Source organism: Flavobacterium erciyesense (assembly GCF_018069925.1).
Lineage (GTDB): Bacteria > Bacteroidota > Bacteroidia > Flavobacteriales > Flavobacteriaceae > Flavobacterium > Flavobacterium erciyesense.
Genome location: NZ_JAGPXB010000008.1, coordinates 21,025 through 36,790, shown reverse-complemented (window position 1 = coordinate 36,790; position 15,766 = coordinate 21,025). Strand labels below are relative to the sequence as shown.

General features: G+C 35.7%; 11 protein-coding genes. 2 read left to right on the top strand and 9 right to left on the bottom strand.

Annotated elements, in window-relative coordinates:
* Positions 1-26 precede the first annotated feature (26 nt).
* The 3 genes from KBJ98_RS09765 to KBJ98_RS15295 all read right to left on the bottom strand — a co-directional run bounded on the left by KBJ98_RS09765 (position 27) and on the right by KBJ98_RS15295 (position 4,017).
* Positions 27-2,390: a glycosyltransferase gene (locus KBJ98_RS09765; protein ID WP_210790118.1), complete on the bottom strand. Its 2,364-nt coding sequence runs from the start codon at positions 2,388-2,390 to the stop codon at positions 27-29.
* Entirely contained in the window at positions 2,380-3,426 is a 1,047-nt protein-coding gene (locus KBJ98_RS09760; protein ID WP_210790115.1) for a glycoside hydrolase family 130 protein, read from the bottom strand. The genes KBJ98_RS09765 and KBJ98_RS09760 overlap by 11 nt, the downstream gene beginning before the upstream one ends.
* A 459-nt stretch (positions 3,427-3,885) precedes the next feature.
* The gene (locus tag KBJ98_RS15295; RefSeq protein WP_262897782.1) at positions 3,886-4,017 is read right to left on the bottom strand and encodes a hypothetical protein; all 132 of its coding nucleotides are present in this window, start codon (positions 4,015-4,017) and stop codon (positions 3,886-3,888) included.
* 419 nt (positions 4,018-4,436) lie between these two features.
* On the opposite strand from KBJ98_RS15295, the gene KBJ98_RS09755 reads away from it, so the two are divergent.
* Positions 4,437-5,633 carry a PAS domain-containing sensor histidine kinase gene (locus KBJ98_RS09755; protein WP_210790113.1) on the top strand — a complete coding sequence of 399 codons (1,197 nt, stop codon included), beginning with the start codon at positions 4,437-4,439 and terminating at the stop codon, positions 5,631-5,633.
* The gene (locus KBJ98_RS09750) at positions 5,621-6,658 is read left to right on the top strand and encodes a response regulator (RefSeq protein ID WP_210790111.1); all 1,038 of its coding nucleotides are present in this window, start codon (positions 5,621-5,623) and stop codon (positions 6,656-6,658) included. The genes KBJ98_RS09755 and KBJ98_RS09750 overlap by 13 nt, the downstream gene beginning before the upstream one ends.
* Positions 6,659-6,734: 76 nt before the next feature.
* Here the strand turns inward: KBJ98_RS09750 and KBJ98_RS09745 are convergent, their stop codons facing one another.
* The 6 genes from KBJ98_RS09745 to KBJ98_RS09720 all read right to left on the bottom strand — a co-directional run bounded on the left by KBJ98_RS09745 (position 6,735) and on the right by KBJ98_RS09720 (position 15,665).
* Positions 6,735-6,950: a hypothetical protein gene (locus tag KBJ98_RS09745; RefSeq protein WP_210790108.1), complete on the bottom strand. Its 216-nt coding sequence runs from the start codon at positions 6,948-6,950 to the stop codon at positions 6,735-6,737.
* 29 nt (positions 6,951-6,979) lie between these two features.
* Complete coding sequence (locus KBJ98_RS09740; RefSeq protein ID WP_210790105.1) at positions 6,980-10,810, bottom strand: T9SS type A sorting domain-containing protein; 3,831 nt, start codon at positions 10,808-10,810, stop codon at positions 6,980-6,982.
* 684 nt (positions 10,811-11,494) lie between these two features.
* Positions 11,495-11,971: a hypothetical protein gene (locus KBJ98_RS09735; protein ID WP_210790102.1), complete on the bottom strand. Its 477-nt coding sequence runs from the start codon at positions 11,969-11,971 to the stop codon at positions 11,495-11,497.
* A gap of 1 nt (position 11,972) precedes the next feature.
* A complete protein-coding gene (locus tag KBJ98_RS09730) occupies positions 11,973-12,650 on the bottom strand; it encodes a peptidoglycan DD-metalloendopeptidase family protein (protein ID WP_210790099.1) in 678 nt (225 codons plus the stop codon).
* Between the two features lie 143 nt (positions 12,651-12,793).
* Positions 12,794-13,087 carry a putative quinol monooxygenase gene (locus KBJ98_RS09725; RefSeq protein ID WP_210790097.1) on the bottom strand — a complete coding sequence of 98 codons (294 nt, stop codon included), beginning with the start codon at positions 13,085-13,087 and terminating at the stop codon, positions 12,794-12,796.
* 169 nt (positions 13,088-13,256) lie between these two features.
* Positions 13,257-15,665: an alpha-ketoacid dehydrogenase subunit alpha/beta gene (locus tag KBJ98_RS09720; protein ID WP_210790095.1), complete on the bottom strand. Its 2,409-nt coding sequence runs from the start codon at positions 15,663-15,665 to the stop codon at positions 13,257-13,259.
* Positions 15,666-15,766: the final 101 nt, after the last annotated feature.

The window sequence follows — 15,766 nt, the reverse complement described above, 5'->3', positions numbered from 1 at the left end:
TGCTATGACTTTATAAAAATTTGATGCTAATGAATAATTTTTAAAATTTTACTTTTATTCAGGTTGAAAAGAGATTTTTTATTCTCGATTTCTTCTTTGTAGGTTGCTATGGTAAGTCGTGCCATTAAGTAACTCACAGTTGATTCGGCACCTTGATTCAAATTAATGTAATCTTCTTCTAAACCATCATAACATCCGCCTGTACACGGATTGTACATAATTTGGTGTAAATGATTGTTTCCCAAGAACCAACTAAAAGCAGTTTCCATTTTTTGTAAATAGTCACTACTTTTAAATGTTTCGTAAAATTTAGCAAGTGCTAAAATTGTATAGGCCACATCAATAGGTTGTTCGCCACCAATAGCCGTATTTTCTGCTTTGTGGCTGTGCAGCCAACCTTTATTAGAAATTACTTTGATACTATTTTTAGTTATTGTTTTTGATAGTAAAAAGTCGAAAGATTTTTTGGCTATATCTTTATAAACTAATTCTCCAGTCGCTAGGTAGGCGCAAAGTAATGCTTCAGGAAGTATACTGTTGCCATAAGTTAAGTAGCTTTCGAACCAAGACCAATTTTCTTTTGATTCGTGTTTGTACATTTGAACCAATCGGTTGGCTAGCACTTTTAAAATAGCTGTATTTTTAAAATTCATCTCATTTTTAGTGCTGTAATAAATGCCTTTAATGATGAACGCCATTGCTCGTGTAGAGTGTATTTTTGTAGCAACGTCAAGAGCATTTTGCATAGTTTTCTTGGACTCCATAATTAATACATTTGGTATCAAATCCTGCATTGAAATCAAAAAGCCCAAAGCCCAGATAGCTCTTCCGTTTGAATCTTCTAAATTTTCATCGTTTTGAGTAGTGAATTCTTTGTTTTCATTTACGTAATTCAAAAAAGTACCGTCTTTTATTTGGCAAAAAGCTATGAATTGGTAATATTGACTGATGTACTTTAAGTCGGCTTTATCCTTTGTTAATCGATAATGCTGGCAAAAAGCCACTAACGCTCTGGCATTGTCATCTAAGGTGTAACCACTATTTAAATCAGGTTTGTTAATTACTGAAAATTGAATCATGGCAAAAGGCGTAGTCATATTTTTCAGGTGATCCAATTTGATTGCTGGAATTTTGTAATGCAATCGTGATTTGGTATTAATCAATCTTGAAATCAACAAAGTATGCGCAATTGCAGCATTTTCCCAAGCAGTTGGTGCCATTTTGTGAATGCCTGCGCTTGAAATTTCGTTTCGTAGTGCCGGATTACCTAATAAAATAGCTGCCTGCTTTTGCAGTTGTGCTGAGTTTTCAAAATTGATAATGATGCCGCCTCCATCTTGAAGCAGTTCAAATGCATGCGGGATTGGTGTGGAGATAACAGGACAGCCGCAACTAATAGCATACGAAAAGGTGCCACTCACTGCTTGATTAGGATCTTTTGAAGTAAATAAATAAATATCAGTCAGTTGCAAATAATCTAATAATTCGGCAAGAGACAGGTAGCTGTTGATGAATTTTACATTTGCTTGTATTCCTAAATCTTCAATTTTTTGTTCTAAACTATTGCGATACGCTTCACCTTCTTCTTTTACGACCGTGGGATGTGTTTTGCCTATGATAAGAAAAAGTAGCGTCGGATTTTTTTCTACCAAAAATGGCATTGCATTTAAAGTCGTTTCAATTGATTTTCCCGAACTCAACAAGCCGAATGTTGAAATTATTTTTCTGCCTGTCAAGTTGTATTTGTCTTTCAAAATATCTTTGTCAGCATGTTTTACCAAGTGTGTACCGTGTGGGATAACCGTAATTTTGTTTTTCGCAATTCCGTAACTGTTTTCTAATAATTTAGCCGAAGCATTGGTCATTACAATAAAAAATTGCACTAGCGACTCCATTTCGGCTATGTTTTGTTTCAAAAACACATCGGGATTAGGGAGTACGGTATGAAAAACTAAAATGATGGGTTTGCGAATTGTTTTCAAAAACAGAATGAAATCGGCTTCATTGTTTTTAAACAAGCCAAACTCATGTTGCACAATAACTACTTCTATAGTTTTGCTGTCGTTTACATTTTGAGCCAGTTTTTGGTAAGAAATCGGATTAGTGGTATCTAAAACATAGTTGACCTCCGCAGGATATTCGTGTTTTTGATGTTGTGTTTCAAGCGCTGCAATTTGAATATCGAAAGTGTTTTTGAATTTGTTGTTTATCGATCCGATTAAATCTTGGGAATAGGTAGCTATACCGCATTCGCGAGGCGGATAAGTGGTGATAAATAAAATCTTTGGCATTTTCTTTTTTTCAAGAATTGGTTTTGCTTGTAAACCAAAAGATTTTCTATTATTGTCTGAATAGATATTGTTTCTATTGGTTTTGATTTTATTTATCATCTTGAATAGTATAAAGTAATAGTTCGTTGATTAATCCTGATAATGATACTGATGCGCAGGCAATACGCTCATCTGCAGCTCCGTAATAGATGTACAAAATATTGTCAAAAACAGCTGCTCCTGTTGGGAAACAAACATTATTTACTTCACCTTTGAGTTCCCATTCTACCTGAGGAAAGAATAAAGGGTAAGGCAGGCGAGCAAGCTCGATTTTAGGATTCTCTAAATCAAGTAATGCGGCACAGGCCGAATAGATATATCCGTTGATTCCATCTTTTACGCCGTGGTAAATGAGCAGCCAACCCTGAGGAGTTTCAATAGGAGGACAGCCACCACCTACGTAACTAACTTCGTGATCAAATTTGGAACTGAGCACCACACAGTCATTAAAATGTTTTAAATATTCTTGATAAAAGGTAGCGGTTAAGTCCTCTAAATTATCAACACCAACTACAATTTGTATATCAGGTTTGATGCGGTGTAAGAAATAAAATTTGCCTTCAATTTTTCTAGGAAAAAAAATAACGTTTTTGTCCCAAACTAGTGATTTCTCCTTGTCTGATTCTAAAATACCGATATGCTCGTTGTAACGAAAATATTTGGTATTAATTGGACTCGTATTTTCTGCTAAAAGATCGAATTCGGCATAGGTTATCTGCGGAACAATGACTCCTTTTTTTTCAAAATGAATTAAATCTTTAGAAACCGCTAGACAACCTAATGCATTTACACCATCAAAACCGGTGTAGGTAAGATAATAAATGTCTTCAATTTTTACAATTCGAGGATCTTCTAAACCATGACTTTCATAGTCAAATTCAGGAATTAACAAGGCAGTTTTGTTCCTTTTTACCATTGATAAAGGGCCTTCTAATTGACAATATCCAATGGTAGAATGATTGCCAATTCTTACGGCGCGATATAAAATATGTACAAAATTACCTTCTCTAATGGCTGCGGGATTCATCACACCTTCATTTTCAAAAGGCAATGAGGTTTTGTTTAATATAATCCCTTCTTTTTTGACTTGTATCATTTGCTTTGTAAAAGAGGGTACTTCCCCGATGATAATTGATTATTTTCGTTGAAAATGGAACTTAAGGTTTCATGTTTAAACAACTAACAGACTTTTGTTTACTAGTTTTTTAAACAATGATGATTTATTAATTGCATTCACAATTTTTGTCTTGACACGAACAGTGATTATCAGCAACTTTTAGTTTTTTAATTTTTTTTCCCAACGTGTTCATCAAAATTGTGGTTGTCATTGAGGTCAATATGATGGCATAAAAAAGTACTTTCATAGCAGTATGTTTTAAATTAGTAGTTAAGAATCGGGAAGCATTAAACTCCCCGATATTTTTGGTTTAGTAAATATAAGAATAGTCGTATTCTACCTCAAGTTTATTGTCAACAGGTCAAACTCCTAGTGTTTTCCAAGCAATTTTTTCTGATTCTTCTTTTTGGTTTAAGGAGGTAACATTACCATATAAGGTTACTTTCCTTCTCTAGGCAGTACATGAACATTTTGGACGTAAATAGACCAATGACGCTCAAGGGCTTTTTCAACATCTTTTTTCTTGATTTCAGTTTGAACTTTTTTTTGTAATTTTTCTTTTGATTTCATTTAAAAGATATTTTATTTCGTTTCTAAAAACCACCTGCCTTAATAAATTTTAGAATGGTACTTTAAGCAAAGTTGAGGCTCTTTTTATGATTACAAAATGACGTAATCCGTTGTAATAAGTGATACCTAACACTTTCAAATAAAAAATGTCAGAGTACTAATCTCAAGGTAGAATGATCTACATAAGCATCTAGTTTTTGCATTGGTTTCAAAGTATCATTAACTGTTGAGGTTGGGTTTTTTAACCTTCATGTTGCTTTTTCATCTAGTAATAAAGAATTTATAAATTCCATAAATAAAATTTAGCACCACATGATGGCTCGCGGTACTAATTGTGACATGCATCACTTTTTGAACCAAAAACGTACTAATTGGCGTACCTTTACTATTAACCGATACTTTTTGGTTACCCAACTGTTATGAAAAAAGCTTCGCTAATGCACGCTCTTGTACATAACGCCATTGACGGAATCATCACCATAGATGATCATGGAATTGTAGCATCTATTAATCCAACAGCTTGTAGGTTGTTTGGTTATAAAGAGGCTGAGGTGCTGGGAAACAATGTTTCTCTGTTGATGCCAATGCCTGAAAAAGAAAAACATGACTTTTATTTAAAACAATATAAAGCAACTGGTAACGCCCATATTATAGGAATTGGAAGGGAATTGATTGGGAAAGCTAAAAACGGAACGCTATTTCCATTTAAACTAGGAGTGAGCGAGGTCGAGTATGCCAACAAGAAAATTTTTATAGGTTTTATTCACGATTTGACACAGCAAAAAATAGACGAAGCACGTTTAAAAGAATACGCTTCGCATTTAAAGGAATTGGTGGAAGAACGTACAAAAACACTCAATAAAACCATCAAAGCACTTGAGAAATCACGGGAAAAAGTACGTCAAACCTTAGAAAAAGAAAAAACGCTAAGTCACTTAAAAAACAGATTTTTATCGATGGCTTCGCACGAATTTAGAACTCCATTGAGCACGGTGCATTTGTCAGCTTCGCTCATAGAAAAATATGCTGAGGCCTACGGTAATGCCAACATTACGAAACATGTGGGTAAAATAGTCAATTCTGTAACTAATTTAACAACGGTATTAAACGATTTTTTATACATCGAACAGCTAGAAATAGGTAAAGTTGTACCCCGAGAAACTTGCTTCGATTTGGTACTATTAGCGTCTGAAATCACTGAAGAAATGCAATTATTAGCCAAGCCAAAACAAAAAATAATATATTCACATTCAGGTGAGGTACAAGAAATTAATTTGGATAAAAACTTACTTAAAAATTGTTTAATTAACCTTATTTCAAACGCAATAAAATATTCCAATGATACGGGGTGTATTGCATTAACAACCGAGATCGATGACCAACAATGTATTATCAAAGTGAAAGATGACGGAATAGGAATTCCTATTGACGATCAACCTCATTTGTTTGAACCTTTTTTTAGAGCTCATAATACAGGAACTATTCCTGGAACTGGCCTTGGCTTAAACATTGTAGCGCGTTACATCGCCTTAATGCGTGGCCAAGTAAGTTGTTCCAGTTCAACTGAAAAAGGATCAATATTCACACTAACATTTTCGAAATTATGCGAAAAATAGTAGTAATAGAAGACAATAACGACATACGAGAAAGTATCGTTGAAATATTAGAATTGGCTAATTATAAAGTGCTTTTAGCAAAAAATGGCATCGAAGGAGTAGCATTGGCAATTGCTGAAGTACCTGATTTGATTTTATGCGACATCATGATGCCTAATTTAGATGGGTATGGCGTTTTATATTTGCTCGCAAAAAATGCTACGACTTCTTCAATACCTTTTATTTTTATAACGGCCAAGTCTGAAAGAGCTGATTTACGCAAGGGAATGGAAATGGGAGCCGATGATTATTTGGTAAAACCATTCGGACGCTTGGAATTATTAAATGCTATTGAAATTAGATTGAACAAAAAACTCAAAGAGCAACAATTTTATTCGCAATCATTAGAACAGGATATTTCAGATATTCCTAAAAAAGTAGGTTTAGCCGAATTAAGTAAATTAATTCATAAAAGCCAAAGCAGAATTTTTAAAAAAAATCAAGTGGTTCATTACGAAGGCGATAGTCCTTTGGGCATCTATTTGGTACTTTCTGGAAAAATAAAAACCACAAAAATGACCGAAGACGGTCGCGAGTTAATAACGGCTATTTATCGGCAGGATGATTTTTTAGGTGCTAATTCGTTACTTTCAAATCACTTGTACAACGATACTGCAACGGCCTTAGAGGAGAGTCATTTGTGTTTCTTTTCGAAGCAGCAGTTTGATGAATTGTTACAATTGTATCCTGATGTGTCAAAAAAGTTTCTCAATATTTTATCCAATGAAATCCTTACCAAAGATTCCTCATTACTACAATTGGCCTATCAATCTGTAAGAAAACGAATTGCAGAAGCTATTGTTGACTTGTTTAAACACGATACTACCATTCGCATCAGTAGAGATGACCTAGCAGCACTAACTGCCACTGCTACCGAAACAGTAAGCCGTACCTTAACCGAGTTTAAAAACGAAGGTTTGATTGAAAAAAAAGGAAGCGTCTTAAAAATTGTCAATATGGATAAAATCAGTAAAATGCGCAATTAATTGTTGATTCATAAAACTATAACGGCCCAAAATCAGATGATTTTGGGCCGTTTAGATAAATATGTTAGCAATCTAATTAATTAATTTTAGCCTTGGTTTGATTGGTTTTTTTTATAAAATAAAAAGCAAAACAAACTGCAAGAACTAGCGCCATTACAATCAAGTTGTCTATGGGTGCAGCGGGTACGTCTTGTACATCCTCAGGAAATTCTTCTTGTGCAAGTAGGGTGTAGGCAGGACATATTAATAACGCCGCAGTTGCTAATGTATGTAAACGACTTTTTAGTTTCATGATGGGTCTTAATTTAAATAAGTGAATCCTTATTTGATAGTAATTTTTTTAGTTAAGTTCATTCCTTGATTGCTAATTTTTACAAAATAAACTCCTTGAGGTAGCTCTTTGTTAAGCATTACATTCAGCATAGGTTTGGCCTCTGTTTCTAGTTTGTATACCAATTGTCCTGTTACGTTGATTAATTGTACTTGTAACGCGCCTTGCATCATTGTAGGTAGCGTTAAGCTAAATTGATTGTTTGTAACTGGGTTTGGATACAATACAACTTGCTCTGCTATAAAATCATCATTGCCCAATGTTTTGTTTTGGAATGTGATTTTAAAACGATCACTTTTGTATGAAGCTGTACTTGCAGTAGTAACAAAACTAATATCAGTAGTTGCGTTAGTTGTTAAAGGAGTTGTAGTTCCTAAAAAAGTATCTACCAAAAACGGACTTACTGCTGGATCAAAATTTGAAAACTGTGTGCGGAAACTGTAGTTTTTATTCGCTTGAAAATCTTGTAAATTCAAAATTACTTCGTCTTTCTCGCTAACAGGTCCACGAGCGTCAATAGCCCACATTTTACTATTATTAGCAATTGAAATATTCTCAATTCCAGTGCTTAGTTTGGTAACATCTGCATTATCAATTGCACTGTTAAAAGCAGCATCGAAAACAGCAACAGTTGCATCGATTGGGAATCCACCTGCTGTCAATTCACTTGTTTCGTATACGCTCAAGTTCAGTTTTGCTATTGGGTTTTGTTTCGTTCTAAAAACAGGAGTTAAGTTAGCTGCACCCACTTTGTTGATTTCTTGAAAAGTAAGGGTTCCAGCAACTCCTACTATACTGTTTTGTACAAAAAAGGCTTGACCAGGCTGGATGTATTGGTTAACCCCTGAGGCGTTATTACTTGAACCACTCAAAGTATTGTAAACTACATAGCGTCCTCTTTGTGTAGCAGTTCCCATATTAGGATCCCATACGTAATAAGAATCTGTTAATCCTACTTTAGTCAACGCATTCCAATCTACGGTATTTACATAAGGGTTACCTACTAAGCTATAACCGTTTGTTACCAAATTGCTAGTAGCATTTAAAGCAATTGCCGATGCACTACCAAAAATTACAGGTCCCGTAGTTAAAGTACCTGTTGCTCTAAGTGTTACTGCTGCATTCATAGTTGGAGCAGAGTTGGTGTTGATATTTACATTACGGTCTCCACGTACCAAAATGCGATAGCCTTGTCCAGCTTGCAAATTAGTCGCATTGGTAGAGGTTGCAGCGCTCCAACCACTTCCGGTGGCTTGATTGTTATTATAGGTAAACAGCGATGCACTTCCTGTTGTGGTGGCATCAAAACCATTGGCTCCAGTTGAAGAACCTGTAATATGTGTACCCAATTGCCAGTTGTTGCTGATAAAATTGGTAGTTGTTACGCCAGGACTTAAAAAACGGAATGCTCTTTTGCCTTGTGGAATGTAGCGTTCTACGGTAACATTCGTAGCCCCTGTTACTAAACCAGTTACCTGACCTATAACAGCAGATCCTGTCGCATCTGATTTTAAAGTAACTGGACGATCGTTTAAAGCTAATGTACCTTCAACGGTTATACTTGCAGTTGGAGCTATTGTTAAGGTTCCCGTTCCCGAAACTGTTACTGATTTTGTTGCAGGTACGGTATACGCTACATCTAAAACAAGATTACCTGAAGGAATTTCAATATCTAAACTACCGTCTGGAACAAGGTTGTTTGACCAATTACCTGCTGTAGACCACGAGTTATTTACTGCACCAGTCCAAGTGGCGGCGCAATTGGCGACGGTTACTACAACTGCTGTACGAGGACTTTCGCAATTGTCGATCGTTTGTGTGGCATAATAAGTACCCGAGCTAAGAGCAGTGCTTGATGTTAACACCGTTGTACCAGTCTCTGTTGCGTACCATTTTATATCTTGGCCTGTAGCTACTAAATTAGCTACAGTAGGATTTGCACTGCTACAAAAGGATTGAGTAGCTGCCGTTGGTACAGCAGGTTGTGCACAGCCAGAAACCATTACACTATTATTTTCACCAGTAATTGACACCGCAACAAACCTGTCATTGCCGTAGGTTACACCATACCAACCGTTACTTGCTGGAGAAGTTCTGGATGTCCAGTTAATACCATCAGGGCTTGTCATTATTCGATCATTTGTGGCAGATGCTGATGCGACTGCAACAAAAAGGCCGTTACCATAACATACCGATCGCCATGAATTAGTTGAAGCACCATTTCTTGAGGTCCAATCGATTCCATTGGGGCTTGTCATTACATTGTTGCCACCACTATTTGTAACCGCCACAAATAATCCGTTACCATAGGTTATAGATTGCCATGAACTATTTGTTGCAGAGGTTCTAATTGTCCAGTTGATACCATCATTACTAGTCATCACACGATTATTTATTCCACTGATTGCAACAGCTACAAAAAGACCATTGCCATAAGTAACAGATTGCCATCTATTATTTCCAGGAGTGGTTCTACTGGTCCATGTAATGCCATCGGTACTAGTCATAACTTGATTGCTTGCGCCATTACTTGAAACTGCAACAAACATTTCATTTCCATAGGTTACAGAAGTCCATAGATTATTTGCTGCTGCGTCTCTTGGTGTCCAGTTAATACCATCGGGACTAGTTATTACAAAATTATTAATTCCAGTATTAGCTACTGCTACAAACATTCCGTTACCATATGTCACAGAGTGCCAATTATTATCTACTGCAGATACTCTAGGAGTCCAAGTGATTCCATCAGGGCTAGTCATGACACGATTTCCAGTTCCACTCGAGGCTACTGCTACAAACAGTCCGTTGCCATAAGTTATTGAACGCCATTGATTAACTGCTGCAGTATTGATTGCAGTCCAGTTAATCCCATCGGTACTACTCATTATGCGATTACCAGAACCAAACTCTGCAACTGCTACAAATCGGCCGTTACTATAGGTAATTGAACGCCAATAATTTAATGGTAATGCCGTTCTTGAGGTCCAGGTGATTCCGTCAGGGCTGGTCATAACGCCATCGCTTGTACCATTATATGCTACAGCCACAAATAAGCCGTTTCCGTAAGTAACTGAACTCCACGAAGAATTAGTTGTTGGCGTCTGTAAAGTCCAAGTGATACCATCTGAACTAGTCATTACTCGGTTAGTAGTGCCAAAGGTTGCAACTGCTACAAAAAGCCCATTGCCGTAGGTAACAGATTGCCATTCATTATTAGCTGCTGCTATACTGCTGGTCCAGGTAATCCCATCAGTACTGGTCATAACTCGGTTACTATCACCAAAGTTTGCAACTGCTACAAATAACTCGTTACCATAAGTGACAGACCTCCAGTTATTGTCTACTGCAGAGTTTCTTGTAGTCCAAGTAATACCGTCAGGACTGGTCATGACTCTATTGCCTGTTCCTGAACTTGCTACTGCCACAAATAGTCCATTGCCATAAGTAACCGAATTCCATTGATTATCGGCCGGAGTATTTCTCAAGGTCCAGTTAATCCCATCAGGGCTAGTCATTGCACGGCTTCCTGCAGTTCCAGAATTAGCCACTGCCACAAAAACTCCATTTCCGAAGGTTACCGATGTCCAACCATTATCAGCTGCGCTATTGCGCATTGTCCAGGTAGCGCCATCAGGACTAGTAGCTACGCGCTTACCTAATCCATTAGTAGCTACAGCCACGTAAAGACCGTTACCATATGTTACAGATTGGTAACTTAAATCAGTACCTTGACTGATACTTTGCCAATTAATTCCTTGACCAGTCACAAAATGAGTACTACAGAGTACAACAGTAATTAATAAATATCTTAAAAATTTCATGTTAGTTGTTTTTTACATAAATGATTATTAATTGGATCTTAAGTGAGGTTGACAATGTTCCTTTGCAGAAAGTAAGGGAATATCCTCTTTTCAGGTTAGTGAATGCCGTGGTGTTAATCGTTTGGGATTTGCAATTGACCTATCGCCCAAAAACGATATGTAACAATAAAGTAGTTTTTTAATTTTCATAGTTTTTGTTGTTTAATGTTGTTAATAGTAAATTTATTGTATTAAATGTTGCTAATGAATTATATTTCAGCGTATTGTTTATTGTAGCATATAAACAATACAAAAATGATTTATCTTTTATTACTAACCAAATTTTAAAGCATTTATTTCTTACTTAATCTTGTAAAAAACGCATTTAAACGATAAAAAATGTCTTTTCATCGATTTTATAGAGGTGTGAGCAGCCAAAAAGTTATTTTCTAGAATATACTCAAAAAAGATATATTCGCTTGATAAGTTGTAATACTATATAAGTTTTAATGAAGTAATACGATGAATTCTACTACTTTTATTTAGAGTATAGAAAAGGCAGTAAAGACTTAAGTTCGATGCTGGGAATAAAATTAGAAATGGCATACAACAAAAAAGAAAATCAAATAAATAGTAAGGTTGCATTAAAAAAAAAGAGAGGTCTATGACCTCTCTTTTAAGTAATTTTATAATCTAAAATTAGTTTTAATTAATTGGGAAATAATCTACCCAATCTAGCGATTTTATGGCTGTTACTTTGTTATCTGCATTCATACTAACGCGTAGTTCTTTATTGGCTACTTTTTTGGTATAATGAGCCTTGTATCTGTAAATAGTAATTTGATCTGCTTTGTTAACGTAAGCTTCAACAAATTGCAAATCAATAAAAGAACCATAATATTGCCTAAACCGAGTACATGTTTTTGTTAAACGTGCTTCGGTTGTATTTTTAATTACCGAGGCAGTAGCTTCTGAAGTAGTGAAAGGTTTGAATTTTGAGGTGTTACAAGTCATCAAAACGCGCTTCCCCAAATCATACGATTTATTTTTTTGATTGTCATTTAATGCTGCGGTTGCAATTTTGACATTTTTGCCCTCTTTAAGTTCTGGAACAACTGCTGTTTGCTTTGTTTTACAACCAATGAAGAGCACAATAGCGCACAATACAAGTATTTTTTTCATCTTAATAAATTTTAAGTAAAAGATTAGGATCTGGACAGTTTTCTAAAAAATGCTGAAGATCTTTACTATTGCATACTCCTGGATAATCTCCTGATGCATTCGGGATTTCTTTAATAATTTGGAAATGTAAGTGCGGAGCATAATCACCATTAACACTAGCATCGCCCAAAGTAGCGATTTGATTTCCTTGTTGAACTGCATCGCCAATGGCAATATGATTAATACTTTCTAACGATAAATGCCCGTAGAGCGTATAAAATTTATGTTCCTCAATTTGATGCTCTAAAATTATGGTAGGCCCGTAATCTCCTAAACCGGTATTGTAATTGAAACTATGAATGTGTCCGTCTAAAGGCGCTAAAACAGGAGTTCCCGCTTTTATCCATAAATCTAAACCAAGGTGTATGTTGCGCTCATCAGTAGTTTCATCATTGAATTTTTCACTTCGCTTGTACAAATTGCGTTTTTCATTGTAACCACCATAAGCTACTTTGGCATTGCGCTTTTGCAAAAGGTTTTCTATATAAATTTCAAAATCGGTTGAGTTACTATCTTTAATGTGTTCTAAATCGGTATTAGAAGGGGATAAGTCTAGCGGAGTGTAATATTGGTAATCAATTGAAGCGTCGATTACTTTGATGTTATCTAATTCTTGAAAAAGGGATTCTAAGGTTTTCATGCGTTATTTTTTATAATGTTTAAATTTAAATAAAAAATGCCAACATAAAAATTTACGTTGGCATTATAACATTTAATTTAGATTTTATTGTTGCAGATTTTAGTTTTAGTTGAACTATTTACTCTAATAAAGCAAGTGTATTTCTATTTTACAGCTAATAAATCTACAAATTCGATAACTGGATCTTGTGCTAATAATGTACCAGCATTTGCCATTAAAGCCTCAGCGATTTTTCCAGCTAAATGCGCTTTTCTTCCTTCTTCGGTTTCAAAAGTATCAAAAATTCCAAAGGTAGAAGAGCCAATTTGCCATCCGTACCAATTTACGGTTTCAGGTTCATCAAGAACTAACGGTAAGGCGCTTTTTAAGAAAGCTGCAACTTCATCTTCTTTGCCAGGTTTGGCTTCTAATCGTGCTAATAATGCAAATTTTTCCATGTGATTTGTTTTTCTTTAAAATTACAGCTTTAATTCGAAACTCCTATTTATTTAACTGTTGTTCAAGTAACTATTAGCTTTAAAAAATAGTTTTACTTTAAATGATATCAAAAAAAAGTCCCAATCTACAGCAAGCAAATTGGGACTTTGTGGTATTAGTTTATTATTCTTAGTATAAACTTGGATAAAGTGCAGGATTGCTTTCGTGCATCATTTCGTAAACTTTTTCAAAAATATCCTCGGCAGATGGTTTCGAAAAATAATCACCGTCAGTTCCGTAAGCCGGACGGTGCGCTTTTGCAGTAAGTGTTTGAGGCTTGCTGTCTAGGTAAGCGTAAGCGTCTTGTTGTTCTATAATTTGTTGTAAAATAAAAGCTGAAGCTCCACCTGGTACATCTTCGTCAATTACTAACAAACGATTTGTTTTTTGAATACTCTTTACTATGTCTTGATTAACATCAAAAGGTAATAAAGATTGTAAATCGATAATTTCACAATCAATACCTACTTCACTAAGTTCTTTCGCAGCTTGTTGCACTAATCGTAAAGTAGAACCGTAAGAAACAAGTGTAATGTCATTTCCAGTTTTTAAAGTTTCGATTACTCCAATTGGAGTTTTAAACTCACCGTAATTTGAAGGCATTTTTTCTTTCAATCGGTAGCCATTCAAACACTCAATTACCAATGCAGGCTCATCACATTCTAACAAACTGTTGTAAAAACCGGCAGCTTGTGTCATGTTACGCGGAACCAAAACATGAATTCCACGAACAGCATTAATGATCATGCCCATTGGTGAACCTGAATGCCAAATTCCTTCCAAACGGTGACCACGAGTACGAATAATTAGTGGTGCTTTTTGTTTACCAACTGTACGGTATTGCAGGGTTGCCAAATCATCACTCATGATTTGAATAGCGTACAATAAATAATCTAAATACTGAATTTCAGCTATAGGGCGTAAACCACGCAAAGCCATTCCAATACCTTGACCCAAAATGGTTGCTTCGCGAATTCCAACATCGGCAACACGTAGTTCACCGTATTTCTCTTGCATACCTTCTAATCCTTGGTTAACGTCACCAATGGCTCCAGCATCTTCTCCAAAAATTAAAGTTTCTGGATATTTTGTAAAAATAGCATCAAAATTATCACGCAAAATCATACGTCCATCAGTATCTTCTTTGGCATCGTCTGCATAAACAGGCAATACTTTTTGAGCTGAGAAAACGTTTTTTTCAGTTTCTGAAAATAAATTGCTACTAAAATTCTTTTGTTCTTTTTGAGTATATTCAGTAATCCAATTTGCTAAAACGGCTTTTCCACTTTCAGCAGTAATTAAACGCAATACTTTACGAGCAGTTACTAAAATCTCTTTTTTCAAAGGAGATTTAATAGCGTTTAACTCATTTACATAATTAGTGATAGCTTCTTTATGTGCGCTCGTTGCCGCAATTTCATTCAATAGTGAAACTAAAGCTTTTTGATCGGCAATGATTGGTTCTAAAAAGGCGTTCCATGCTGCTTTTTTAGCTTCCATTACGTCTTTTTTAGCTTGAGCATCGATTGCATCAATTTCTTCTGGCGAAGCAATATTAATCGCAATCATCCACAATCTCATTTGACGGATACAATCAAATTCTCTTTCCCAAGCCAAACGATCGCTGTTTTTGTAACGCTCGTGTGATCCTGAACTAGAATGTCCTTGAGGTTGTGTTAGTTCATTTACGTGAATTAATACCGGAATATGGTTTTCTCTTGCGATCTGTGCCGCTTTTTGATACGTAGTAATCAACTCAGCATAATCCCATCCTTTTACACGAAGAATCTCGTAGCCGTTGGTATCTTCTTCTTTCTGATATCCTTTTAATATTTCAGAAATATTTTCTTTGGTGGTCTGATGTCTTGCATGTACCGAAATTCCGTATTCATCATCCCAAACACTCATTACCATGGGTACTTGTAAAACACCGGCAGCGTTGATCGTTTCAAAAAATAATCCTTCAGAAGTACTTGCGTTTCCTATGGTTCCCCAAGCAATTTCATTTCCTTGATTCGAAAAATTAGCAGCGTTTGGAATACCTTTTACATTTCTATAAATTTTAGATGCTTGCGCCAAACCTAACAAACGTGGCATTTGACCCGCAGTAGGAGATATATCTGAGCTTGAATTTTTTTGTTTGGTTAAGTCTTTCCAAGAACCATCAGCATTCAAACTGTGCGTTGCAAAGTGCCCGCCCATTTGTCTACCCGCTGACATCGGATCTTGTTCAATATCAGTATGACCATATAAACCTGCAAAAAATTGTTGCATGGTCAATTCGCCAATAGCCATCATAAAAGTTTGGTCGCGATAGTAACCTGATCTAAAATCGCCGTTTTGAAATGCTTTGGCCATAGCCAATTGCGGCACTTCTTTTCCATCACCAAAAATTCCAAATTTGGCTTTTCCTGTCAATACTTCTTTTCGTCCTAATAAACTGCATTCGCGGCTAATAATAGCGGTGGTGTAGTCCTTTAAAACTTCGATTTTGAAATCTTCAAATGTCAACGTACTATTGGTTTTTTCTTTTATCATAATTGAAAAGCATCACTTTAAGCTGCAAATTTACTGAAAAGCAAGTTCTTTTCATAATAGTTTGATGAAAATAGATTTTAATTTTTTCAATTTATTCTAAG